This is a genomic window from Kitasatospora sp. NPDC057965 (assembly GCF_042887135.1).
In the GTDB taxonomy this organism is placed as follows: domain Bacteria; phylum Actinomycetota; class Actinomycetes; order Streptomycetales; family Streptomycetaceae; genus Kitasatospora.
Genome location: NZ_JBHVPZ010000022.1, coordinates 84,921 through 107,886, shown reverse-complemented (window position 1 = coordinate 107,886; position 22,966 = coordinate 84,921). Strand labels below are relative to the sequence as shown.

Here is a 22,966-nt window from a genome sequence, read left to right as displayed (position 1 = left end):
CCGCGCTCTTCGGAGCGTGGACGGGCAGGCTTTCGGCAGGTGGTCAGATCTTGGGTTCGAGGTTCAGGGTCCACTGCTGGTTGGCCTGGAGGCCAGGGCAGTCCCAGATGCCGAGACGGGTGCCCTGGTTGGCGTTCCAGCCTGGGCGTTCCAGGCAGCGTGCGGTGGCACTGGCCGTGGCGGGGAGGTAGATCCGGCCGTCGGGAGTCGTCGCCCACTTCTGGCCCGGCTGGTTGTTGCAGATGCCGAGGATGACGTTGGTTCCGTTGGCGAGGGAGGGATCCTGTGCGGTCAGGCAGTAGCCGGCGGCGCGGATCGTGCCGTCGATGCCGAAAGTGACGCGCTGGTTGGGCGTGTCCCAGCAGTTCCAGACGGCGATCTGGGCGCCGTCGCGCGGGCCGCCCTCGGCGTCGACGCACTGCCAGGAGACCTGGTTGGAGTGCACTGAGACACTGGTGTTGGCGTATCCCATGAGGGAGTAGTTGGAGAAGCCGTCGACCTTGCCCGGGGTGCCGGTACCGTAGCCCGGGAAGATGGCGATGGCGGCCGTGTTGTCGATGACCCAGAGATCGGCGTAGCCGTCACCGTTGAAGTCGGCGGCGCCGATCTTGGGGTGGCTGTTGGCCGTGATGCCGGTGCCGAGGAGGATCGGCCGGCCGCTGTTGGGCTTGGTCAGTGCGCTGAAGTCGGACTTGCCGTCTGTGGCGCGGGTGATCGGGTACGCGAAGACGTCGCCGGTGGCGCGGTGTCGGGCCCACAGGGTGGCCTGGTTGGCGTCCTCGAAGCCGGGCGTCTTGGTCAGGCCGTTCGCGGCGCCGGGGTTGATGAGGTCGTAGTCGTCCCAGCTGCCGCTGTTGGGCGCGGTGGGGATGAGCAGGGCCGGAGAGTTGACGTCGTTCCACTTCAACTCGCTGGCGTCGTGCAGCCAGAGGCGGCCGCCTTCGACAGTGAGCACGGAGGTCTGGCTGATGATCTTGACCTTGGTCGGGTCGGTGGGAGCCTCCGGGTCGCCGCTGGTCAGTTCGCCGTCGGGGGTGCCGATGGCGACCATCTGGCTGATCTCGGACCAGTCGGTGGCGAATGGTCGGCTGGCCGGGCAGGTCAGGCCGGAGGCCGGGACGGCCGCGCAGGCGGTGGCCTTCTGCCGGGTCAGCGTGCTCTTCTGATAGATGTCGTACCGGCCGGTGCCGTCGTTGTCGATCAGGTAGAGGTACTTCTTCAGCTCGGTGTCGCGGGTGTTGTGCGCGATCAGTTGGTCCAGGTTGCCGGACTCGTTGAGCGTGCCGCGGTGGGTGACCTGGTAGTCGGCCCAGCTGGTGGTGGTGTCGTTGACGTCCTTGCGCGGTGCGCTGACGCCGGTGGCGGTGATCGCGCGCGCCGGGTCGTTGTTGCCGCTCAGGGTGCGCAGGTTGCCGGCAGCGTCGGGGATGACGATGTCGGGGATGCGGTCCCCGTCGGTGTCGCCGAAGGTCGGGACGGAGTTGGGCTTCCAGGGGGCGTAGAAGTTGTAGTCGGCACGCTGGCTGTAGTTGCCGGCGACGTCCATGGCCCACGCGTAGACGGTGTTGGTGCCCCAGCGGGTCGGCGTGAACTGGACCGGGGCGCCCGGGCCGTAGGTGCCGGACTGGCCGCACTGCCACCCGACGACCGGGGTCGGATCGCTGCTGAAGCGCACGCAGGCGATGCCGGAAGCTTGCAGGCCGGCACCGGGCGCCGGGTCCTCGGCGTTGACGTAGAAGGTGGCCGGATTGGTGTCGTTCGCGTAGCGGGTGGGGTGGTCGTTGGGCGTGCCGGACGGCGGGAAGTCGGTGGAGCTGATGCTGAGGCGGGGGTTGGTGCGGTCGACGCGGAAGTAGCACCCGGCGCTCATCGGAGAGGTGAGAGCGCCGTCAAAGGCCTCGGCGTACCAGCCGTACTGGTGGCCGTCGGCGAGCGAGCTCACTGGCAGGGTGTAGCCGGGGTCGTTGTAACTGCCACCCCAACCACCGTTGACGAGAGCAAAGTTGGAGTCGTTGTCGTCCCACATGTGAAAGCGCGTGTAGACGCTCTGCCCGGTGGGGGACCAGGTGTTGGCGATCAGGCTGATGTTCAGGTTGTTGCCCACCCAGCCCGGGTTGTCCCACGGCCGGACGCCGCCGCTGGTGCACTCGGCGGTGGTGCGGTCGTGGGCGAAGCCCGGCCCGGGGCTGGTGCGCGGGTACCAGACAGTGGGGGTGATGTCGTAGGTGCTGGCGATGCTGGGGTTGCTGGCGATCTTGTGGCGGTAGAGCTTCTCCCATTCGGTCGCCTGCGGGGCGATGCCGATGGTCCAGATCTGCCACTTCTCCGCGGCGGCCCGCTGTATCCATCCGGTGACGTCGACGGCCAGCGGTCCGGTTCCGGTGACGCGCTGGGTCCCGACGTAGTCGCAGCCCTCCATGACGATGTTGCCGTTGGTGCCGCACGGCTGGTTGTTCCAGTCGCTGGTCTCGCCGATGGTCCGGCTCTGCGGCGCGGAGTAGACGCCGAGGTCGGTGGGGGTGCCGGGGCTGGAAGCCTCGCTGACCTGGCCGTTGAGGGCGGCGGTGTAGATCGTGGGCGGGAACTGGGCTCCGTTGGGGGTGGTGGAGAGGATCGGGTTGATCCGGATCTTGAAGTACGCGCGCTCCCGGCCCTCGACATCGCAGTTCAACTGAGGGTTGCTGCTGTGGTAGCCGCAGTAGCCGGTGGCGAGGTTGGTCTTCTTGTCGTAGTTCCTGGCGGTCTTGTAGGCCTCCTGGACCTGGACCGAGCCCTCGGAGTAGCTGGCGGCGGCGGTGAAGGTGGGGTCGAGGTACCAGGGGCCGGTGCCGGAGCCCAGGGCGGCCTGGTCCGGGGTGAGCTCCAGGGCGCCGTTGGTGACGGCAGTGGTGATCGCGGCGACGTTGGCGCCGACGCCGGGGCCGTCGGCGGTGGAGGCGGGTGGTGGCGGGGGCGCGTCGGGGTCGTTGCGGGCGGCCGCCGAGCGGCCCGTCGCGGCCGACTTGGCCGGGGCCGCGGTCGGCGCGGGCCGGGAGGAGTCCCACTGCAGGGCGGGGGAGGAGTGGAAGCGGACGGTGCCCTGGTCGTCCTTGACCTCCACATCGCCGGAGTCGGTGGTGGAGACGTTCAGTCCCGCGGCTTTGATCGGGAAGCGCAGGGTCTTCAGGGCGGGACTGGCGGCGGCCTCGGTGGTGCGGACGACGATGACGTCGCGCCAGCCGCCGTCGGTCAGGGCGGTGAGCTGGAGGTCGACGCCCGGCAGGACGTCCGGGTAGGTGGCGGTGGCGCCGTTGAGGGTCGGCTTCGGGAGGGTGAACGGGGCATCGAAGGAGAGCTTCTTGCCGTCCTCGGTGGAGAGCGTGGCCATGGGGCCGCTGCCGCCGCCGGAGAAGGTGAGCGGGGTGGAGGAGACGGCCGGGGTGAGGGTGCCGTCGGGGTTCGCGCGCAGCGTGGCGTCGAGGTCGGCCCAGGTTCCGGACTTCTTGGTGCGGACGGGTGCGCTGTTGTCGGTGGTGGTGAGGGTGCCGTCCGGGTTGGCGACGGTCCGGGAGGTTTCGGTGGTCATCGCCTCGATGACCACGGGCTTGCCGGTGGACTTCGCGGTGGTGATGGCGTCGAGCATGGCCTGCTGCTCGGGGGTGCGGGCCGGCGGGGGGCTGATCGGTACGACCGTCGCCTCGGTTCCGCCGGCGGGAGCCGGCGCGGCCGCTGCCGTAGGGATGGCAGTCCCGGCCAGTAGCCCGAGGCCGAGCGCGAGGCTGGTGCCGAGTGCTGCGAGGACGCGGTTCGGTGACCTGCGAGGGCTGGTGCGAGGTATCCCGTTCGGCGGTGATTGGGTGTTTCTGATGGACGACATCGGTCCCCTCCGGTGAAGCCCGCCCCACCCGGGCGGCGCGTACGGAGACGAACGATGCTGGCTGGCCTGGGGGATCGTCAAACCCCCAGGCTGCTTTGTCACTACATGTCTCTTTGGTGCGACAGGCCCCTGGTAACAAAGGTATAAACCAATTCCGGTTCGCCCGATTCGTGGTGGCAGACCACGGTCGGTGATCACTAATGTCCGTGCCCGATCGGTTACGGAGGGGCGTGGTCCGGTCCTGAGGCTGCGTCATGCCCTCTGACGGAGGGGACAGAAGTGGAACTTCGTTATGCCCTGGGGCGGGACAGGGGAGCGAGGCGGCGCGGCCGTCGATCTCCCGGTCTAGCCGCCCTGCTCGCCCTGACTTTGACAGGAGTGGTGGTGCCGCCCGGTGTGGCCTGGGCGGCGGCACCCGAGTCGGAGGACCTGATCTGGTCCCCGGCGCAGACACCGCTCGGCGCTGACACGCCGTCGGTCGCGGGCCGCGACTACCTGCCGGACGGGAAGGGCGCCGCGTCGGCAGCGTCGCGCCCGGAGACCTGGACGCCGGCCGTGGCCGCGCCCGTGGTGCCCGGCAAGGCCACCGTCCGGCTGGGCGCCGACGGGACGGAGGCCAAGGCGGCCCGGGCCGCGACCGGCGGGGTCTCCCCGGCCTCGGGCGGCACCGGGCCGACCCGGGCCGGCACCCTGCCGGTGCTGCTCGCGCCCGTCGGCGACGGCACGGCGCCGACCGCGTCGCCGTCGGCCCGCGAGGCCGGCGCACCGCAGGCCACCGCGGTGTCCGTCGAGGTGACGGACACCGCCAAGGGCCGGGCCGCCGGCGCCGGCAGCGCGCTGGTCGCGCTGACCGACGTGGACGCCACGCCGTCCGCCGAGGGACGGCGGACCAAGGTCGTCCTGGATCTGAAGGGCCTTGAAGCCGCTGGCTGGTCCGACCGGGCCCGCCTGGTCGCCCTGCCGGCCTGTGCGCTGACCACCCCGGAGCGGGAGGAGTGCCGGACCAAGACGGCGGTGGAGTCCACCGTCGACGCGAGCGGCAAGCTCTCCGCCGACGTGGTCCTGCCGTCCTCCAGTACCACCGTGTCCGCGAAGTCGGCTGCTCCGGCGGCGGCCCCGATGGTCCTGTCCGCTGAGCCGACCCCGTCCGGGGCGGGCGGCAGCTACGCGGCGACTGCGCTGGCCCCGTCGATGGAGTGGAGCGCCGGCTCGAACGTCGGCAGCTTCACCTACAACTACACGATCCAGATCCCGCCGACCATCGGCGGCCTGGCACCGTCCGTGGTGCTCGGCTACAACTCCTCAGCCGTCGACGGCCTGACCTCGGCGACCAACTCCCAGTCCTCCTGGATCGGTGACGGCTGGTCGTACGAGCCCGGCTTCATTGAGCGCTCCTACCGCACCTGCGACAAGGGCGGCGACAAGGGCATCAAGGACTCCGGCGACCGCTGCTGGGGCGGGCAGAACGCCACCCTCTCGCTGGCCGGGCGCTCCGGCACCCTGGTCCGCGACGACACCACCGGCGTCTGGCACCTGCAGAGCGACGACGGCTCCAAGGTCGAGCAGCTGACCGGCGCCCCGCACGCCGCCGGCGAGCGCGAGTACAAGGACACCGAGTACTGGCGGATCACCACCCCGGACGGCACCGAGTACTACTTCGGCAGCAACCACCTGCCCGGCGGCGACGCCACCGACCCCGCCGCCCAGTCCGTGCTGACTAGCCCGGTCTACTCGCCCAACCCGGGCGACCCCTGCTACAGCGCGTCCACCGGCAAGGGCTCCTGGTGCCAGATGGCCTGGCGCTGGCAGCTCGACTACGTCGTCGACCCGCACAAGAACCTGATCACCTACCGCTACGCGCCGGAGACCAACCACTACAGCCGCGGCGGCGGGAAGAACAACGGCTCCGGCACCCTCACCTCCTACGAGCGCGCCACCACGCTGACACAGATCGCCTACAACCAGCGCTACGACGAGCAGAAGGCCGCCAAGGGCACCCTCACCCCGGGCGCCCTGGTGAAGTTCGACGCCACCGCCGAGCGCTGCAACCCCGGCGGGGCGATCACCTGCGCGGAGAGCCAGCGCACCACCGCCAACGCGGACTTCTGGCCGGACGTGCCGGTCGACCAGATCTGCGCGTCCTCGGGCACCTGCACCAACTACGCGCCGACCTTCTTCTCCACCAAGCGGCTCACCTCCATCACCACGCAGGTGGCGACCGCCTCCGGTCCCGTCACGGTGGACAGCTGGGCGCTCGGCCAGACCCTGGCGGACCCGGGTGACGGCAGCAAGCGGACCCTGCAACTGGACTCCATCACCCGGAGCGGCAGCAACGGCCGCCCGGACACGGCGCTCAAGCCGGTCACCTTCGCCTACAAGATGATCCAGAACCGGGTGGACGGCACGGACCCGGCCTCGTTCTGGTTCATGCGCCCGCGCATCAAGGAGATCACCACCGAGACCGGCGGCCGGATCAACGTCCTCTACACCGACCCCGAGTGCTCGCGCGTCAACAACCACATGCCGGCCTCGGCCGACAGCAACACCATGGCCTGCATGCCGGTCAACTGGTACCCGCCGGGCCGGATCCCACTGCCCGGCCAGACCGAGGTGCTACCGGTCAACGACTGGTTCAACAAGCCGATGGTGCGCACGGTCACCGAGCAGGACCTGGTCACCAGCCCCTCGGTCACCCGGACCACCGAGTACACCTACCACGGCACCGCCGCCTGGCACCGGGACGACGCCGAGTTCACCGACCCCAAGGCCCGTACCTGGGACTACTTCCGCGGCTACCAGGCGGTCACCACCACGACCGGCAGCGCCTTCCCGGGCGAGGCACCGAAGACCCAGAAGAAGGTCACCTATCTGCGGGGCATGGACGGCGACTACAAGGCCAACGGCGACACCCGCAGCGTCGAGGTCGCCAGCCCGCTCGGCGGCACCGTCAAGGACAGCGACTGGCTGGCGGGTACCCCCGTTGCCACCGAGGTCTTCGACCAGGCGGGCGGCACGGTGAAGGCCGTCTCCGGCAGCGTGCGCTCCGGCCAGCAGGAGACCGCGACCCAGAGCCAGAGCGCCGGCGCACCGAAGATCTACGCCCGCTACCCGGACTCCCAGGTCACCGACATCAGCAGGGCCCAGCTGGCGGACGGCAGCTGGCGGACCACCACCAAGGTCACCACCACGGACCCCGCGCACGGCAACCGGGTGCTGCACACCGCCGACAAGGGCGACGGCACCGCCGCCACCCCGGAGCTGTGCACCACGCTGACGTACGCGGTCTCCGACAACCCGCTGCTGATGATCCTGCCCGCCCAGCGGACCACCGTGCAGGGCCCCTGCGGCACTGCTGCGACCGCGGCGAACACCGTCGGCGGCAGCCGGACGCTGTACGACGGGCGGCCGTTCAAGCAGGCCGGGACCACCGGTGACGCCTCCGGCGTCCAGGTGCTCGACCACTACGACGCGGCCGGCAACCCGGTCTACACCCACGGCGGCAGCACCACCTACGACGCCTACGGCCGCACCGTCACCACCGCCACCCCGGACGGGTCGGTGTACGACGCCGCCGGCGCGCAGCTGAGCGGCGCCACGCTCACCCCGGCCGTCACCACCACCACCCGCAGCCCCGCCACCGGACTCTTCCCGACCACCGTGACCACCACCGGCCCGCTCGGCGCCGGCTGGACGGCCGTGGTCAGCCAGGAGCCCGGCCGCGGCCAGGCGCTCAGCGAGACCGACACCAACCAGCGGACCACCACCCAGCAGTACGACGGCCTCGGCCGCCGCACCGCCGTGTGGATCCCCGGCCGCGGCCTCGACGAACTGCCCAACCAACGGTTCAGCTACGCCGTCAACGGCACCGCCGGCCCCTCGGTGATCACCAGTGAGTGGCTACAGCGCTCCGGCGGCACCTACTCGGGCCAGCGCGAGCTGTTCGACGGCCTCGGCCGCATCCGGCAGGTCCAGCGGACCAGTGACGCCCGGGCCACCGGCCGGCTGATCACCGACACCGTGTACGACTCGCACGGCTGGGTGATCAAGACCTCGGCGCCCTACTACGAGGCGACCACCGCGCCCAGCACCGCGCTCTACCTGCCGCAGGACTCGCAGGTGCCCTCGCAGGCCTGGACGTCGTACGACGGCCTCGGCCGCCCGGTGCGCGCCGAGTTCCGCTCCAACGCCAACCTCCAGTGGGCGACCACCACCGCCTACCCCGGCGCGGACCGGGTGGACGTGACCCCGCCGGCCGGCGCCTCGCCGACCACCACGATCACCGACGCACGAGGCCGCACCACGGCGTCCTGGCAGTACCGCACCGCGACGGCGACGGGCAACCCGGCCGACGCCGACATCAGCACCTACACCTACACCGCGCTAGACCAGCCAGCCACCCACACCGACCACTCCGGGAACACCTGGAACTACACCTACGACCTGCTGGGCCGACAGACCTCTGTCACCGACCCGGACGCCGGTACCTCCCGGATGTACTACGACGCCAACTCCCGGGTCGACCACACCGTCGACGCCAAGGGCAACACGCTCTCGTACACGTACGATCTGATCGGCCGCAAGACCGGCCAGTACAACGGCGGCGTGGCCCCGGCGAACCTGCTCGCCTCCTGGACCTTCGACACACTCGCCAAGGGCAAGCCCACCTCCTCCACACGCTACGTGGGCGGAGCGAGCGGTGCGGCGTACGTCAACGCCGTCACCGGCTACGACATCGCCTACCGGCCGACCGGCACCGCCGTGACCATCCCCTCCGCCGAAGGCGCCCTGGCCGGCACCTACACCACGGAGGCGACCTACGACCCGGTCCTCGGGCTGGTAGACACCATGACGCTGCCAGCAGCGGGCGGGCTCCCATCGGAGACCATCGGCTACTCGTACAACGAGACCGGCCTGATGACCTCCAGCAAGAGCCTCAAGAAGTCCGTGGTGGCCGAGGTCATCTACGACGCCGCCTCCCGGCCCGTGCGCACCACCGTCGGCACCTACGGCCGCCAGGTCGCTTCCACCCAGCAGTACGACTGGGCGACCGGACGGGTCATCAACTCCTTCGTCGACCGGCAGAACGGCACGGTCTCGGCCGACCAGACCAGCTACACGTACACCCAGTCCGGCCGGATCACCTCGGTGACCAACCTCCAGGAGGCCCGCGACCGGGACCTGCAGTGCTTCACCTACGACGGCATCGGCCGGCTGACCAACGCCTGGGCGGACACCGGCGGCACCCACACCACCGCCGACTGGACAGACTCCTCCGGCGTCAAGCACGGGACCGGCAGCTCCAACGCCGTCCCCGGCACGGGTGGCTGCGACAACGCCACCGGCCCGGCGGTGGTCAGCCCGGGCGGGCGCACCGTCGGCGGTCCGGCGCCGTACTGGAACACCTACAGCTACGACGCCGCGGGCAACCGCACCGGCCTGGTCCAGCACGACATCACGGGCAACAGCCTGAACGACACCACCATGACCTCGGTGTTCGGCGCCGCCGGAACCCGTAACACCCCGACCATCGCCCCCAACACCGGCGGCGGCACGGGTGGTCCGCACGCGCTGCTGAGCTCGGTCACCAACGGCCCGGCCGGGAGCAAGACCACCCGCTACCAGTACGACGAGGTCGGCAACACCACCGCGATCACCGACACTTCCGGCACCACCAGCCTGGCCTGGAACGCCGAGGGCAAGCCGACCACGGTCAGCAAGACCGGCACGGCCGGTGACACCACCTACGTCTACGACGCGGACGGCAACCAACTGGTCCGGCACAGCCCCGGCAAGACCACGATCCTGGTCGGCACCGACGAGCTCACCCTGGACACGGCAACCCAGGCCACCACCAACACCCGCACCCTCGCGGGTGGCGGCGGCCTGACCTTCACCCGGGTCACGGCCCCGGTCGGCGGCGGCACCGTCGTCATCCAGGCCGCCGACCCGCACGGCACCAACGGCCTGCAGATCGGCACCGACACGGCCATGACCGTCACCCGGCGGCCCACCGACCCCTTCGGCAACCCCCGCGGCACCCAGCCCGCGGCCTCCGCCTGGGCCGGCACCAAGGGCTTCGTCGGCGGCCTCAAGGACGACATCACCGGCCTCACCAGCCTCGGGGCGCGCCAGTACGACCCGGCGACGGGCCGCTTCATCAGCCCCGACCCCATCCTTGACCCGGCGAGCCCACAGCAGTGGAACGCCTACGCCTACTCCTACAACGACCCCGTCAACGCCAGCGACCCCAACGGCCTCTCCGCAAGCTACTGCGTCACCGAAGCCTGCGCCAAGGCCACCCAAGCGGAGGAGGACGCTGCGGCCCCCATTGCGGGTGCCCCCACCGCCTCCGGCACCGTCGCCCCCGCCGCTTCCGACACGGGGGCGACTGGCGGAACGGGCGGGGACATCGGAGGCAACGGCTCGGCCTCGGTTGCCAAGGCCACCTCCACCCGGAAGACCTACGTCGCCATCACGATGACCGTCGCCGTACAGGACGACGGCTCTGGTCTGGCCCGCAAGCTCCTAAAGGCCTATGAGGCCGAGGTCAGCACGAAGCACCGCGAGTTCATGACGCTGAAGGACGAGAACAGCGCCCTCGCCGCCGCGTGCAAGGCCATCGGCCCCGCCTGCACAGACGAAGTCCAGGCGGTGATCGAGAGCATCGCGATGATCAACGGCTTCGGAGGGAGCGGGCAACTGGCTCCTGTGGGTGGATCCAGCCTGCTGATCAACTCCTGTGCTTTCCATAGCGCCTGCGGAGACGGCAACAACGGACACTTCGAGACGAACACTGAAGGTTCGTTCGGAGACAAGAACACCTCGGGTCCGGGCGCATATGACATTGACTACGGAAGTGGCTGGTCACTGACGTGCCACAGTTTCGTCGCCGGAACACTCGTTCTGATGGCGGATGGCACCTTGGTCCCGATCGAGCAGGTTGAGGCAGGAGACCAGGTCCTTTCCGCCGACCCTCAACGGGGGATCAACCGGCCGGAGACCGTCACCGATGTGATCGCCACGGACTACGACAAGGAGTTCACGGACCTCTCGTTTCAGACATCCGACGTCGACGATCGCGCCACCGGCACAAGGCCGGCCGTTCTTACAACGACTTCGCACCACCCCTTCTGGAACACCGTCACCCAGCGATGGGAAGAGGCCCGCGATCTAACGGTCGGCGAACTGGTCCAGCAGTCAAACGGTGGCACGGCGGCACTGGCCGAAACTCAGAGCCGTGTTGGCGAAGCACGCACCTATGACCTCACTGTCTCGAACCTCCATACGTACTACGTCTTGGCCGGAACGACGGCAGTCCTCGTCCATAATTGCGAAGCGGCTCTGCTCGCTCGAGCCTATGAGCTATACGGAACCCGAACCGACAAGGAAACGACTGTAGCAGTTGCCCAGGTTCGAAATGTAAATAACCCTAAAGTGGTCGAAACGTGGGTGGCGACGGAGCGGGTTGGTTTGCCTGAAGAGTGGAAGAATGGAAATGCCCCCCTGCGTGGAGAGCGCTACGTTTCCGGAGCTGGACACGCCGAAGCTGCGATCATGAATAAACTCGGAAGTGATTGGGAGGTCGTAGGTATGGCCTCGTCGACTAGGATGTGCCCATCCTGTTTCAGTCAGGCGACAGGCCCGCTGGTAGGCCTATCGCCCAGTGAGACCGGGAAGGGGAGTGGGCAGTCGAAGAATACGCCCTGGAGGGTGGTTACAAGGAGGAGCGGCTGATGGAATTGTGGATGCTGGCCGGCGGATTGTCTCTCGCCAGGATGCGACCAATTCTGGAGGTTTCCGGAACCTCTCGGATGGAAGAAATTGATGACATCATAGTGTCGCTTGGCGCTTCTGATGTCCGTGAATATTCCGAGAAAATTGCAAAACTGGAGAGTTGGCGGCGAGAGATCGGACCGTTGGAAGACTCCTCGGCGCCGACGTACTTTCAGTCCACTGCCGCCGGTGTGGCGATCCTGGCAATTTCTCGCGAAATTTCCGCATCCGATCGCGAATGGAGGATCGAATCAAGTGTTGGAAATTTCTGGAGCTCCTGTGATGACCTACTTCATGCTGGTGGCGGGTACTTGAGGCCTGAGTTTCGTGGAGTCAGTACAACGCTTCGCGGGGTTGAGAATATTTGGCGCGAGGGGGACCTTCAAGTTCTTTCCGTGGGCGGGCCTGATGCGATAAATGCATACAATGTGCGCCTCGCGAAGATCCGCTCTAATTATGCGAAGCGTCGAGAAATTGCGCAAGTTTTTGCAGAATGTGCAGGCTGGCATATTTCTGCGTGAACCCCCAGTATGGTTTTTTAGGTAGAGTGACGTAATGGGGCCCCGGCTGGAAGAGATTCCGGCCGGGGTTCCCTGCTTTTCCTGGGTGTCGAACCTGAACGGAAGGTCGAATTTCAGTAGGGCAAGCCCCTGGCGCTCGTCGGTGACCGGGAGTTCACCGACCTCACGGTCGAAGCTCCCAGGGAGGATGGTCGGCAAGTCGGTGCGAATCCCACCCCCCTGACGACGACCGCACACCACCCGTTCTGGAACACCGTGACCCAGCGATGGGAAGAGGCTCGTGACCTGCGGGTCGGAGCCCTGCTCCAGACCCCATTTGGGGGATCCGTGGCGCTGACGGGGATAGGGATACGCGTGGACGAGGAGCAGACCTATGATCTGACGGTCTCGAACCTCCACACGTACTATGTACTGGCCGGCGCCGTGCCTGTTCTGGTCCACAACAAGCCGCCGGACAGTTGCTCCCTGACTACTTCGCCGAACATGCCGGTCGTTAACAGTAAGACCATTTTCAAAGCCAAGGACAATTCGTTTCGTGTGGACATTGAGAACCAGAGCCCGGGCAAGCCTGGCGCGGCAATCCACCTTCAGTTCATGGGGCGTGGCGCAGACCCGAGAAAGTACTACTACGAACCCGCCACTGGGAACTGGATCACTGAGAATGGTGAAGCCCTTTCATCGCGATTGGCCAAGCAGGTTTCGGAAAGCTCTCTCAACAAGGCCTTCAAGTATCTGGGGTTGAATCGGTGAAGATGAATTCCCTGATGGCGTCGCTGTGGCAGTCCGATGCGGAGGCGGCGGACCCGGGACTTCCGGAGGATCTGCAAGCCCTTGTCACGAGCGGTTGGCGGACCGGCCCGGCTGGCGCGTTGGTCCTCGCCGGCTGCTATGAAGACGGGGGCGGATGGCGTCAGGACTGGGAGGCTGGGATAGTTCCGCAGCACGAGTTGGAGGTGAATGATGTATATATTCCGTGTGACGACTTCCCCGAAGATCGGGAGATCTTTCTAAGATGTTCCGTGGCTCGATCTCGGAAATTCGCCGATGCTGCACTGAGGGCGGCCCACCCCTTGATTAATTCCGGGCTGCTTGTCGCCGTAATTTCGGTCGGAATTAGCGAGGACTATCTGATGCATGGCGCCACCGTGAAGTTCGCCACTAGGCGGAGTGGATTCCCTGAATACTATGGCGATCTCGAGAGATTCTGTGATGAGGCTATGGCTCTCGTTGAATTTCGCGACTTTGTGAAGTAGCGGTCGTCTCTTCTGTGGAGTCGCACGGTGAAGAGGGAACCCCGGCCGGAGGGAATTCCGGCCGGGGTTCCCGGTGCTTTGCGTGCGGGTCTCCGTCAGGCGGGGACGTGCAATGGAGGTGGGCGGTGGTGAAGAGGATGGTAGTGAGGTGAGGGCGCCCACCAGCAGCGGAGCGGTCCCTGCACGCCGGCATTTGGAGCGGCGCCGCCACCGACCTCGCCGACTGCGGTGCCCTGGCTGTCTACCGGGGGTGTTGAGGGCGACGTCGAGGCGGCGGGCGCATTCGAGCAGCCCGACGCCCTGGCCGAGTAGCGCGTGGACCCGCTGCCAGCGTTCGCGGGTGGTCTGCTCACGCACGCCGCCGGGGCGGGCGGGGTTCACGGCTGTGGCCCAGCAGGCCGTGTGGGAGCGAACCTCGGCCGGGACCTTGCCGCACAGGTTGCTCCACAGGTGCCACCTGTCGCTGACCTGCACCGCTTCGGGCAGGGCCTGGCGGATCGCCTCGCCGTAGGAGCCGGAGCCGTCGCGGCAGACATCCTGTGCCGGCACTCCAACGAGCGCGGCGTCGCGGACGACGACGATCTCCTGGTCTCCACAGAGCTCCTCGGTCGCGACGACCTCGACTACCACTGGTGCAGCAAGTGCGGCGGCTACGCCGTCCGCAGGCTCACCGACACCCAGCTCTCCTACTGCCGCACGGCACATCGCCTCCATGACCTTGCCCAGGATCTCGACCTGCAAGGGGCCGGCCACAACCGCACCGACCTCGAGACCACCGCCGCAGAGCTGGCCGCACTCGCCGACTGGCACCCGATCGGCGAGCGCCACTGGTCGGGGCGCGGCTCCGGGAAGTGGCGCAGAATCGTCGGCGACCTGCAGAGCAAGGTCCAGGCCCTACACCGTCGCGACGCGCCCTGACCGCCGCGCCGCCGGCAGGAGCCGCGGCGAGGTGTTCGGCCCAGGGATCACTTTGAGGCCGCAGACGATGAGTAATCGTGGGCGCCGACGGGCTGCTACTCCAGATGGGCGCCAGTGATGCAACTGCTCTCGGTGGTGGTTGCGGTCCTTGGTTTCCCGGGTGCTTGTCATAGATCGCCCATATGCTCACTGCGAGGTGCAGCGAAGATCATCTAGGAGCGGCCGTGAAGCCCGGAGACATCACCATCCCCCAGCGCCTGGGGCATCTCAGTCGTGACCCTCGTGGGTATCCAGTGATCGCGACGGTGGACCGCGGCAGCGACGGCGTCGACTTCGGCTCGATCGACGAGCACCGCAAACTGGTCCTCGCAACCTTCGACTGGTGCGCGGTCTGCGGTTTGCCGTTCCGCGCCGAGGCACGGTGGCAGTTCGCCATGCATATACCGGAAGGAGGCAGCGTCGACGCCATCTGGAGCGGCGAGGCCCCGGTACACGAGATCTGCGGTGTCTACGCGGCACAGGTCTGTCCGTTCCTGTCGTCTCCGGGCGCACGCCTGGGCGACGACGGCCGCCGAGGGCAACGTCGACAGGCCAGCGTGCTCGCGGCCGGCTACGCGAACACGGATGCCGTGGAGATCAAAACCTCCGGACTGCAGGACGACATGCACGTCGTGCACTTCTCCCACACCTCCGCCGTCGACAGGTTCACCTACTCCGACCGCAGCGAACTGCACGACCGCTACCAGGAGTTGCTGGCGGCGGAGACGCACATCGAGCTCTCTCCCAGCGAGAAGACCCTGGTGGACCGTTTCAACGCCACCAGTACGCCGCCAGGCGAGGACGCCCCCGGCGCGACGGTCACCGGCGCGGCCGTCATGGCGGGGGCGCGATACGCCCGCCACGTCTTCCGCCTGAGCGGGATGAAGACCTTCCAGGGGCCCTCGTACGCCACCATCGCGGCGGCGTTCCTCGCCGACGGCGGACTGCGCAATGCGGCGGAGACGTTCCCCTATGAGTCCGGTCGAGCGGCGGCACAGTGGCTGCTCGAGCAAGGTGACCGCCTTCCGGCGGCGCTTGCCCGCTGGCGGGCGGACGGCATGGCGCAGACGACCGGCCGTACGGCTCCCAAGGCCAGGCCCACGGGGCCGGGGCGTGCGGTCCCGAAGAACGCCGCGTGTCCCTGTGGCTCCGGCCGGAAGGCCGGCCGTTGCCACCCGGCGGGGTTGTGAGGAGCTGAGTACGCCGGGAGTGGCGGCGGATCCTCTGCGGCACGTCGACCGGGCTCAGAGACACCGGCCGCCCCGGCATGCCATGACCGCGGAGTGCACACGCCCGACACCTGATCAAGCCTTTGAAGTCGTCCACCGGTGGACCGTTTCCAGATCGCCGCTCGCTCTCGGCGCGTCGCTCGGCCCGCGACCGGTCAGGCGGCGACCTGGACGGCGGAGGCGTCCGTGCGGCTCAACAGGGCAGCCTCATGAGCCGCAGGGCCAGCCAGGTTTCCGAGTTCGAGACGTATCCGGCTTTCGAGGCGGACACGAGTGCTGCCGTCGGGTACGGTGATCGGCAGACTCGGGTCCGGGCCGCCGACGGCATCGGCGGAACCAGCCACGGTCGACACCTTCGCCACCCGTCCGGGGACGCGTCAGCAGCGCGTCAACCAGCGGAACTCCACGCCTGTGCGGCAGCACCTGGCCATCCCCTTCCTCCGGAGTCCTCCGCATGCCCCTGCACCATCCCACCGCCGTGCCCCGCGACTTCTTCTGCGAGCACACAGCCAGCAAGAGCCGCGTCCTGGCGCTCGTCGGCCACCAGGACGGACCGGACTCGCTCCAGGCCGTCCTCACCTGCCGAGAGCCCGAACTCGCCCAACTGACAGCCGAACTGCTCCGCGCTCTGCGTTCAAACTCCGACGCCTCGGAGGAACACGTCGAGCACCTGTGCCGACAGCTTCCTGATGCGCCCGCGGCCTCCCTCCGGCAGGCGGTGGCCCACACACGCGCCGGAACCTGGCCGTCCGCCGCAGGATCACTCTTCAACTGGCCCGCACACTCGGACGGCTTCGGCGACAGGAGGCCCTTCGACGACCCGGAGGTCGACCTGGACGGCGCGGAGGAGGAAGGAACCGATGGTCGGATCGTCCGGACACCCCACCACGCCCGGCTGAGCGATCTCGCCGGGCCGGTCGTACGCCTCGCCGTCCTGCGGGAATTCCACGTCCACGACCGGAAGGCTCTGCTGGAGGCCGCCACCGACCGAGGCTGGAGTCCGCTGCCGGCCTCGGAACTGGACGAGGACGACCCGCACGACGTGGTCGGAGCGGTGATGTGGCTCGCCGACTCCGGATCCGAGGTCGAAGGCGCCGACAGCCTCCTCGACCTCGGCAAGGCGCGCCGGCTGCGGTCGGACGAGGGCCATGAAGTGGCCCAATGGAGCCCGGAGCCCGTTGTGGAGGACTTCGGAAGGGGCTGGCTGCACCGGGCATCGGAACAGCCCGGCGACAGCGACCCGACCGAGGAGGGCGTGGACTTCGCGGCGCTGTTCGCGTCGGAGCCGCTCCACTGCGACGACCCTGAGTGCGAGGACGAGGGCTGCCTGTGGCAGCTGACCCCCCGCACCGCGGACCTGCTCCACACCGCGCTCGCAGTCCTCGCCGATGAGGCGTACGACGATGCCGCGGAACTCGGCGACGAGCGCCTGGTGGAAGGCGCGCACGAGGGCAACTGGGGCGTGTTCGCGCGGATGCCGAAGCTGACGTTCGCTGCGGACCTCCAGTGGCGCCGCCGGTTCGCCCGCGCCGCCGACGACCTCGCCGACGACCTCGAACACGGCCGGTGGCCGCAGCCGACCTGCACCGCCGAAGAACTCGCCCTCCACTTCGCCCTCGACGACGCCCGCGACCTGCACGACGAACTCGGTGAAACGGACGATCCCGACCACACCGCGCTGCCGGTCCACCGCGACGACTACGACTTTGACGCCTGCACGGACATGTTCTTCCAGGACACCGACGTCCTCATGCTCTACAACGCCCGCTTTGACGGCATTGAGGACCCGGACGGCGAAACCAACCAGCAGATTGGTATGGGCGACCTACGCGCGGCAGCCTGGTTCAACCCGTTCGGGAACGTGAAGATCCGCGACCCGCACCGCGGCTTCCGCCGCTGAACGACCCCTGCGCCGCACAGGGTGGTGGGGCCAGGGACGAGGGGCGGTTTCCAGCGGTCGTTGCAACACACGGCCAGCGTGATGTGCGATGGCCCCTGCCTGCGCACCCACACATGCAGGGGCCATGCAACCGCTGGTTCTGCGGCGAGAGCCGCGATCAGGGCGGCATCCATGCTGGCGGGGTCGACAGAGAGGTCACTCTCGATGAAGCGGACTTCGGTGCCTGCACCGGAGCCGACGCTGCGTACCGCCGCACCTACGACGGGCGCTCTCCGAGCATCATCGAATACATCCTCACCCCGGCCGCGCGCGAGTCAACCCTCAAACTCCCGCCCCGCCGAGCGCTCGCCCGGAGTGGAGCGAACGGCGCCTCTAGGTTCGACGCTTGGGGGGAACTGGGCCGGGGATGACGTCGAGATTCAGGTGCTCCTTGAAGAGGTGGACCAGGTTGGCTCCGTCGAGGAGCTCGAGTCGGCCGTGGTCCTGGGCGAATGCCTGGCTGGCTCTGCCGAACCAGGAGGTGGTGACCAGGATGCCCTTCGCCGCTCGCTTGTGCTCGACGACGCCGGCCAGGGCCGAGACGGTCTCGAAGGGCACCACGTTGCGGCTGCGCTTGGCCTGGATGACACACAGCCCTTTCATCACCGGGTCGGTGTTCATCACGACGGCGTCCACCCCCTCGTCCTTGGAAGGCTGCGTGTTCCACCCTTCCATGCCGATGGCTTCGAAGAGCTGACGGACCAAGTGCTCGAACTCGAGGGGCGAAAGGTCGATCAGCACCGGTCGGCTGTCAAGGCCGGCAACCACGTCCATGCTGTCCATCAGCCTGAACTTCGACAGGTCGAACGTCACCAGCGGGCGCACCGGTTCCAACTCGTAGGGGTTCGGGGAGACGAGAGCCCGAAGCCGCTGGAGACACAACCGGGGTTCCACCTGCGTCAGAACGAGGGCCTCGAACTCCTCCCTGCTCGCTTGCAGGGTGATCAGGCACGGATGAACACCGCGTCCCGTGGCACGGTCGATAGTGTCGACGTGGCAGTTGAGGGCGATGGACCGGATGACCCGGTCCGGGTCGGAGACGAATACGTCGTTCAGAGTGCGAAGTGCGCTCTGGGCGAGCACCGACGCGTACAGTTCCTTGCGCTCCTTCTCGGGCCGCGGCACAGGAACGATCTCGTCCCGCGTCTTCACGTACTTGAAGGAACGGGCCGGCGGCACCACGTCCTCCAGCGGCAGGTCCAACTGCACAAGGAGATCACCGGTGTCGGCCTGGTAGGACACCTGGTGCCGCTTTGGGAAACCGAGGGGATAGACAGACGCAGCCAGCACCTGGTCGACGAACCATTCCACGGCCTCGACGTCTCCGGCCCGGTATGCCGCTTCCCGCTCTGCTAACGCGGCGTTGAACGCGTGGACCCGCTCGGCAGCCTCTCGGACCTTCGAGTTGTGCGCAGCCCGGCGCTCCGCGAGCTTGGCCACCCGCTTCTTCTCTCCTCGGGCGTGCTCGCCGAGCGCTTCGTCGAAGCGCCGCCGGGCTTCCTCGACCGCAGCCTCGTAGCGCGGGCTGGCGAATCCCAGCGAGGCCAGCAGGCCACGCCGAGCGGGCGGTTCGAAGTCCTCCCACCGTGGTGCCGCCACCGCACGGTCCAACTTGCCAGCCACGAATACAGCAGGCGTGAACTGCTGGCGAAGCGCGCTGAACGACAACGGAGTCGCGTGTCGGACCGACCGGGTGAGAAGCGTCCGCAGCTTCTCGGCATCGTCCTCTGCCACGCTTGTGAGGTCCACCGCCTCCTGGGCCCGCGCCACCGCGTAGGCAGCACGCTGCTCCCGCTCAGCCTGCTTGGCACGGGCCTCCGAGGCCTTGCGCTCACGCTCCGCCTGCTGCTGGAACCTGCGCTGCTCGGCTTCGGCCCGCCGCGCCTGCGCCGCATAGTCCGGCTGCCGCTTCGGACGCGCCGACCCTCCCGCCACTGGCCCTCCTCATGCTCATACATCTTGTGCCGCTACCACCTTGCCCTAACCGACCCGGCGCCATACGGCAAAGTCGACTAAACGGTGATCCAACGACTGGCCGTCCGGATGCCGGCTGATCCGCTGGCATTCGCCACAGCCGACGAGCCCTACGGGGGGTGAGTCGAAGGATCCAGAAGGTGAGGAACTCGCCGTCCCAGGAGGAGTACTTCCTGTTCCCGGGCCCCGTTCGGCTTCGGCGATGGCGTCGCCAAGGGCCACGGCTCGGTGATGTCGTACTGGGTCGTCCCGTGCCCGTGATGATGTGCTCAGCCTCGGCTTGGGTGGCTTCAGTGGGCGGGGGCGAGGACGGGCTTCCTCGCCGACCGGGCGCCGGCGGGGCTCAGGCTGCGGCGCGATCCGCTTCGTCGTCGATGGCGTCGTAGAGGTAGGTGCCCTGGGCCCAGTCGCGGAGGATCTGCCGGTTGACGAGGATGAGGTCGTGGCGGGCGGCGAAGGCGCGGGCGTCCCGGGTGAAGCCGTTGAGTCCGATCATGATGGGTACGTCGGCGTGGTGTTCGGGTCGGGCGGTGCCGTTGAAGGTCTGGACGTCCCGGGAGCCGACCGGTTTGCCGTAGTGCTTGCACTGCACGACCACCTTGCGGCCGAGGTGGTCCCAGGCGATGACGTCCGCGCCGAGGTCCCCGGCCCGGCCCGAGTGCTGGACCCGGGTGAAGCCGTCGCGGACGAGCAAGGCTGCGCACGCCCGCTCGAACTCCGTGGCATCCATCGTGTCCAGGTGATGCATCCCGTATGTCAGGACGGCCGGGGCCTCGTCGTCGAAGTCGTCGTCCAGGTAACGGACGTACCCGCGCGGGGCGAGGAGGCGGGCCACGAGCAGGGCAGGAACCAGCGCGAGCGGGGCGACGATAAGAGCCGACCACCAGGGGTGGTCGGCGATCCAGCCCCAGATGTCCACGCTGAGCCAGCGCCAGAAGGTGGTGCTCAGCCACTGCCAGACCACCTTGGCGACGGCGATGGCGAGTACCGCCCCGGCGATGGCCTTCAGCAGCGGATCGAAGGTGCCGTCATGGCGCACTGTGCGGCCTCTCGTGTGTCATCTCGGGGTGCCGGCGCCGGTGCCGGACCGGCCGGCTTGCGGGGCGGCGAACTCGTCGCCGGGGCCTTCGGGTCGGCAGGTGTAACAGTTCGTGGAGGGCGACGCCGTGCTCGGCCCACAGGTGGAGCCGGTCGCGGTCGACCCAACGCACCTGGTGCTTGTCGCCCCAGGACTTGGCGTCGCGGGTGAAGGAGCCGTTGGTCACCACGACGGCGATGTCGGCACCTGAACGGTCCCGGCGGCGCCTTTGACCTGGTACATCACTGGGGAGCTGATTCTTGCGCCAACCGTGGTGTGCTTCGCCTGCAGCACGATCCGGCCCAGCGCCGGATGCCGGCCGGTCACGTCGGCGGCCTGGTCGCCCTGCCGGCCGACGTGCCGCGCCGTCCAGCCGTCGCGGACCGGCAGATCCCGCAGCGCGAACTCGAACCCCTGGTCGTCCAGTGCGTCGATGCCGCTCAGGCTCAGCGGTAGGCCGGCCCCCCGTGCTGCGCGGGCCCGATCGGCGGAGCGGCGCCGCACCCAGCACACCGCCGCGACGACGAGGGCGGTGGCGGCAAGAACGATGAGGACGGGCCAGTACCGGGCACCGGCGATCGCGGCCTTGGCGAGCAACGTGGCCACCGCCAGGGCGGTGACACCGGCCGCCATGCGCTCGGTGGCTCCCCGGGGCCGACGCAGCCACCGGCGTCGACTGCGGGCCATCACGGCGCCGTTGGGGCGGAGGTGGCCGTCGGCGCCGGACTGTTCGGTGGAGCCGCGCCGGTATCGCCGAAGCCGATGAAATAGTTCCACAGCCACACCAGCGCGCAGATACCGACGACCGTCCAGCCGCTCACCTTCTTCACGCGCGGCCGCGGGTTGCGGCGGATGTGGCTACGGACGACGTGATATCCCTCGGGTACCGGCATCGGATGGGCCTCTCCCGTCGACGGCCCGCCCCTCGCGGCCCGTTCCGCTCTCTGATGTAGCAGCGCCCTCCGACACGAACTGACGGAACGTCGGCAATCGATCACGAGCCGTATCGGGATTCGGACACGGACCTCGTGCCCGCACCGGCTCCCCAGCAGGGCCTTGTCCACGGCAGCGGCCAAGGTCACCGGAACCTCGGCACAACGGCGCCCTTGATGAACGAGTCGGCAGCGGCGGCGGCAGTCACCCTGTGGACCGGTTGTCAGCTGGACGAACGCCCGGCTGCGGCGGCGCGGTGGCGTCGTCGATGCATCTGGCGAAAACCGGCGGCGTACGCCGGGGGAGCCCGAGTGGGCGTTCGCGCCGTGGTCCGGTCAGCGACCGCACGTCATCCACTGGCGCAACGAAGCCGCGAATGGGCCGTCGAATCGCGGAGATTCATCAGAAGCGTGAACCGGGACCGCGGGCGGGCCCTACCCTCTCGTCGGACGGGAAGGGAATGGTGACAGGTATGACTTCCGGCGAAGGACGCTCGCGCCGGCAGGACGGCACGGGTACCGACGACGGCGACAGCGGTCTCGCATTCCTGATTGGCTTCGTCGCGCTCGGCGTCGTCGTGCAGACCGTAGCCTGGCTGTGGGGCCATCCGCTGGCCGCTGCCGCGGTGCTCGGCGGTGCCGCCACGGTGCTCGTCGCTCTGCGTGTGGCACTTCGGCGCACCGCCCTCGGCCCGCCGGTACGCCGATTCCTGCAACCGCTGTGGGCCCTGGTCCGCGCCGGCATTGCCGCGCGATTCACGCTCGCCCGAACCAGGGCCGCCGCGTCCGTCACCGGCCGCATCGAGCAGTGGGCCCATCGGCCGGTGCGTCAGACGACGCCCGCTGAACCCGCCGCGTCCTACACCCGGCGCTCCCTCGACCACACGCTGGAGGCGTTCGAGGCCGCCACACCGACCGGCTTCGAGGAGATGTGCCGCGAACTGCTGGAACGCGACGGGTTCACCGACGCCGTACGGACCGGCGGCGCCGGGGACCTCGGTGCCGACGTCGTCGCCGTGGACGGCCTCGGGCGGCGGGTGGTGCTGCAGTGCAAGCGGTACGCGGCCCCGCTGGGGTCGGAGGCCGTCCAGACGTTCAACGGGACCGCCCGGCCCGTCCACGGCGCCGCGGTCCCGGTCGTCGTGGCGCTCAACGGCTTCACCGAACCCGCTGCCGCCTTCGCCACCCAGCAGCGCCTCCACCTCGTCGACCGCGAACGCCTCGCTCGCTGGGGCGCCGGCCAGCACCTCTACCAGGTCCTCGACATCGATCCCGGAGCAGGCCGTCACACCTGACAGCCGAGACCTGGCAAGGAGGCTCCCTGCCCGGTATCCGCAGCATCTGGGGCGCGGGGACTCCGGCGAACGGCGACAAGCCACAGATCCGTGAGATCACATCTCCGCACGATCTTCCGACCAGGTGGCCACCGCCGGCCGATCTGCGGCTAAGGTCAC

General features: G+C 68.6%; 14 protein-coding genes and 1 pseudogene. 9 read left to right on the top strand and 6 right to left on the bottom strand.

The features are described from left to right. Nucleotides 1-43: 43 nt before the first annotated feature. Nucleotides 44-3,622: a ricin-type beta-trefoil lectin domain protein gene (locus tag ACFVVU_RS26790; protein ID WP_387792675.1), complete on the bottom strand. Its 3,579-nt coding sequence runs from the start codon at nucleotides 3,620-3,622 to the stop codon at nucleotides 44-46. A gap of 618 nt (nucleotides 3,623-4,240) precedes the next feature. On the opposite strand from ACFVVU_RS26790, the gene ACFVVU_RS26785 reads away from it, so the two are divergent. From ACFVVU_RS26785 to ACFVVU_RS26770, 4 genes are all read left to right on the top strand, one after another. Then, the gene (locus tag ACFVVU_RS26785; RefSeq protein ID WP_387792674.1) at nucleotides 4,241-11,590 is read left to right on the top strand and encodes an RHS repeat-associated core domain-containing protein; all 7,350 of its coding nucleotides are present in this window, start codon (nucleotides 4,241-4,243) and stop codon (nucleotides 11,588-11,590) included. Further along, on the top strand, nucleotides 11,590-12,150 hold the full coding sequence (locus ACFVVU_RS26780) for a hypothetical protein (protein WP_387792672.1): 561 nt from the start codon (nucleotides 11,590-11,592) through the stop codon (nucleotides 12,148-12,150). The genes ACFVVU_RS26785 and ACFVVU_RS26780 overlap by 1 nt, the downstream gene beginning before the upstream one ends. A 129-nt stretch (nucleotides 12,151-12,279) precedes the next feature. Continuing rightward, a complete protein-coding gene (locus ACFVVU_RS26775; protein WP_387792765.1) occupies nucleotides 12,280-12,900 on the top strand; it encodes a Hint domain-containing protein in 621 nt (206 codons plus the stop codon). Further along, on the top strand, nucleotides 12,897-13,403 hold the full coding sequence (locus ACFVVU_RS26770; RefSeq protein WP_387792771.1) for a hypothetical protein: 507 nt from the start codon (nucleotides 12,897-12,899) through the stop codon (nucleotides 13,401-13,403). Before ACFVVU_RS26775 ends, ACFVVU_RS26770 begins: the two co-directional genes overlap by 4 nt. Nucleotides 13,404-13,643: 240 nt before the next feature. On the opposite strand, the pseudogene ACFVVU_RS26765 reads toward ACFVVU_RS26770, so the two are convergent. Continuing rightward, a pseudogene (locus ACFVVU_RS26765) lies at nucleotides 13,644-13,943 on the bottom strand (ISL3 family transposase); the annotation flags it as partial. Here ACFVVU_RS26765 and ACFVVU_RS26760 point away from each other — a divergent pair. The 4 genes from ACFVVU_RS26760 to ACFVVU_RS26745 all read left to right on the top strand — a co-directional run bounded on the left by ACFVVU_RS26760 (nucleotide 13,854) and on the right by ACFVVU_RS26745 (nucleotide 17,899). Next, nucleotides 13,854-14,321, top strand: a complete 468-nt coding sequence (locus ACFVVU_RS26760; RefSeq protein WP_387792770.1) for a hypothetical protein — start codon at nucleotides 13,854-13,856, stop codon at nucleotides 14,319-14,321. The pseudogene ACFVVU_RS26765 and the gene ACFVVU_RS26760 sit on opposite strands and share 90 nt — an antisense overlap. A 224-nt stretch (nucleotides 14,322-14,545) precedes the next feature. Then, nucleotides 14,546-15,550: an SEC-C metal-binding domain-containing protein gene (locus ACFVVU_RS26755; RefSeq protein ID WP_387792671.1), complete on the top strand. Its 1,005-nt coding sequence runs from the start codon at nucleotides 14,546-14,548 to the stop codon at nucleotides 15,548-15,550. Between the two features lie 493 nt (nucleotides 15,551-16,043). Then, nucleotides 16,044-17,489, top strand: a complete 1,446-nt coding sequence (locus ACFVVU_RS26750) for a hypothetical protein (RefSeq protein WP_387792669.1) — start codon at nucleotides 16,044-16,046, stop codon at nucleotides 17,487-17,489. Between the two features lie 113 nt (nucleotides 17,490-17,602). Further along, on the top strand, nucleotides 17,603-17,899 hold the full coding sequence (locus ACFVVU_RS26745; RefSeq protein WP_387792668.1) for a DUF2255 family protein: 297 nt from the start codon (nucleotides 17,603-17,605) through the stop codon (nucleotides 17,897-17,899). Here the strand turns inward: ACFVVU_RS26745 and ACFVVU_RS26740 are convergent. From ACFVVU_RS26740 to ACFVVU_RS26725, 4 genes are all read right to left on the bottom strand, one after another. Next, complete coding sequence (locus ACFVVU_RS26740; RefSeq protein WP_387792666.1) at nucleotides 17,862-19,463, bottom strand: restriction endonuclease; 1,602 nt, start codon at nucleotides 19,461-19,463, stop codon at nucleotides 17,862-17,864. The two genes, ACFVVU_RS26745 and ACFVVU_RS26740, sit on opposite strands and share 38 nt — an antisense overlap. Nucleotides 19,464-19,845: 382 nt before the next feature. Continuing rightward, entirely contained in the window at nucleotides 19,846-20,541 is a 696-nt protein-coding gene (locus tag ACFVVU_RS26735; protein ID WP_387792664.1) for a restriction endonuclease, read from the bottom strand. 222 nt (nucleotides 20,542-20,763) lie between these two features. Next, nucleotides 20,764-21,213 (bottom strand): hypothetical protein, encoded by a 450-nt coding sequence (locus ACFVVU_RS26730; protein ID WP_387792663.1) that lies wholly within the window; start codon nucleotides 21,211-21,213, stop codon nucleotides 20,764-20,766. A gap of 53 nt (nucleotides 21,214-21,266) precedes the next feature. Further along, a complete protein-coding gene (locus tag ACFVVU_RS26725) occupies nucleotides 21,267-21,473 on the bottom strand; it encodes a hypothetical protein (RefSeq protein ID WP_355364130.1) in 207 nt (68 codons plus the stop codon). A gap of 512 nt (nucleotides 21,474-21,985) precedes the next feature. Between ACFVVU_RS26725 and ACFVVU_RS26720 the strand changes: the two genes are divergently transcribed. Continuing rightward, the gene (locus tag ACFVVU_RS26720) at nucleotides 21,986-22,807 is read left to right on the top strand and encodes a restriction endonuclease (RefSeq protein ID WP_387792661.1); all 822 of its coding nucleotides are present in this window, start codon (nucleotides 21,986-21,988) and stop codon (nucleotides 22,805-22,807) included. Nucleotides 22,808-22,966 lie beyond the last annotated feature (159 nt).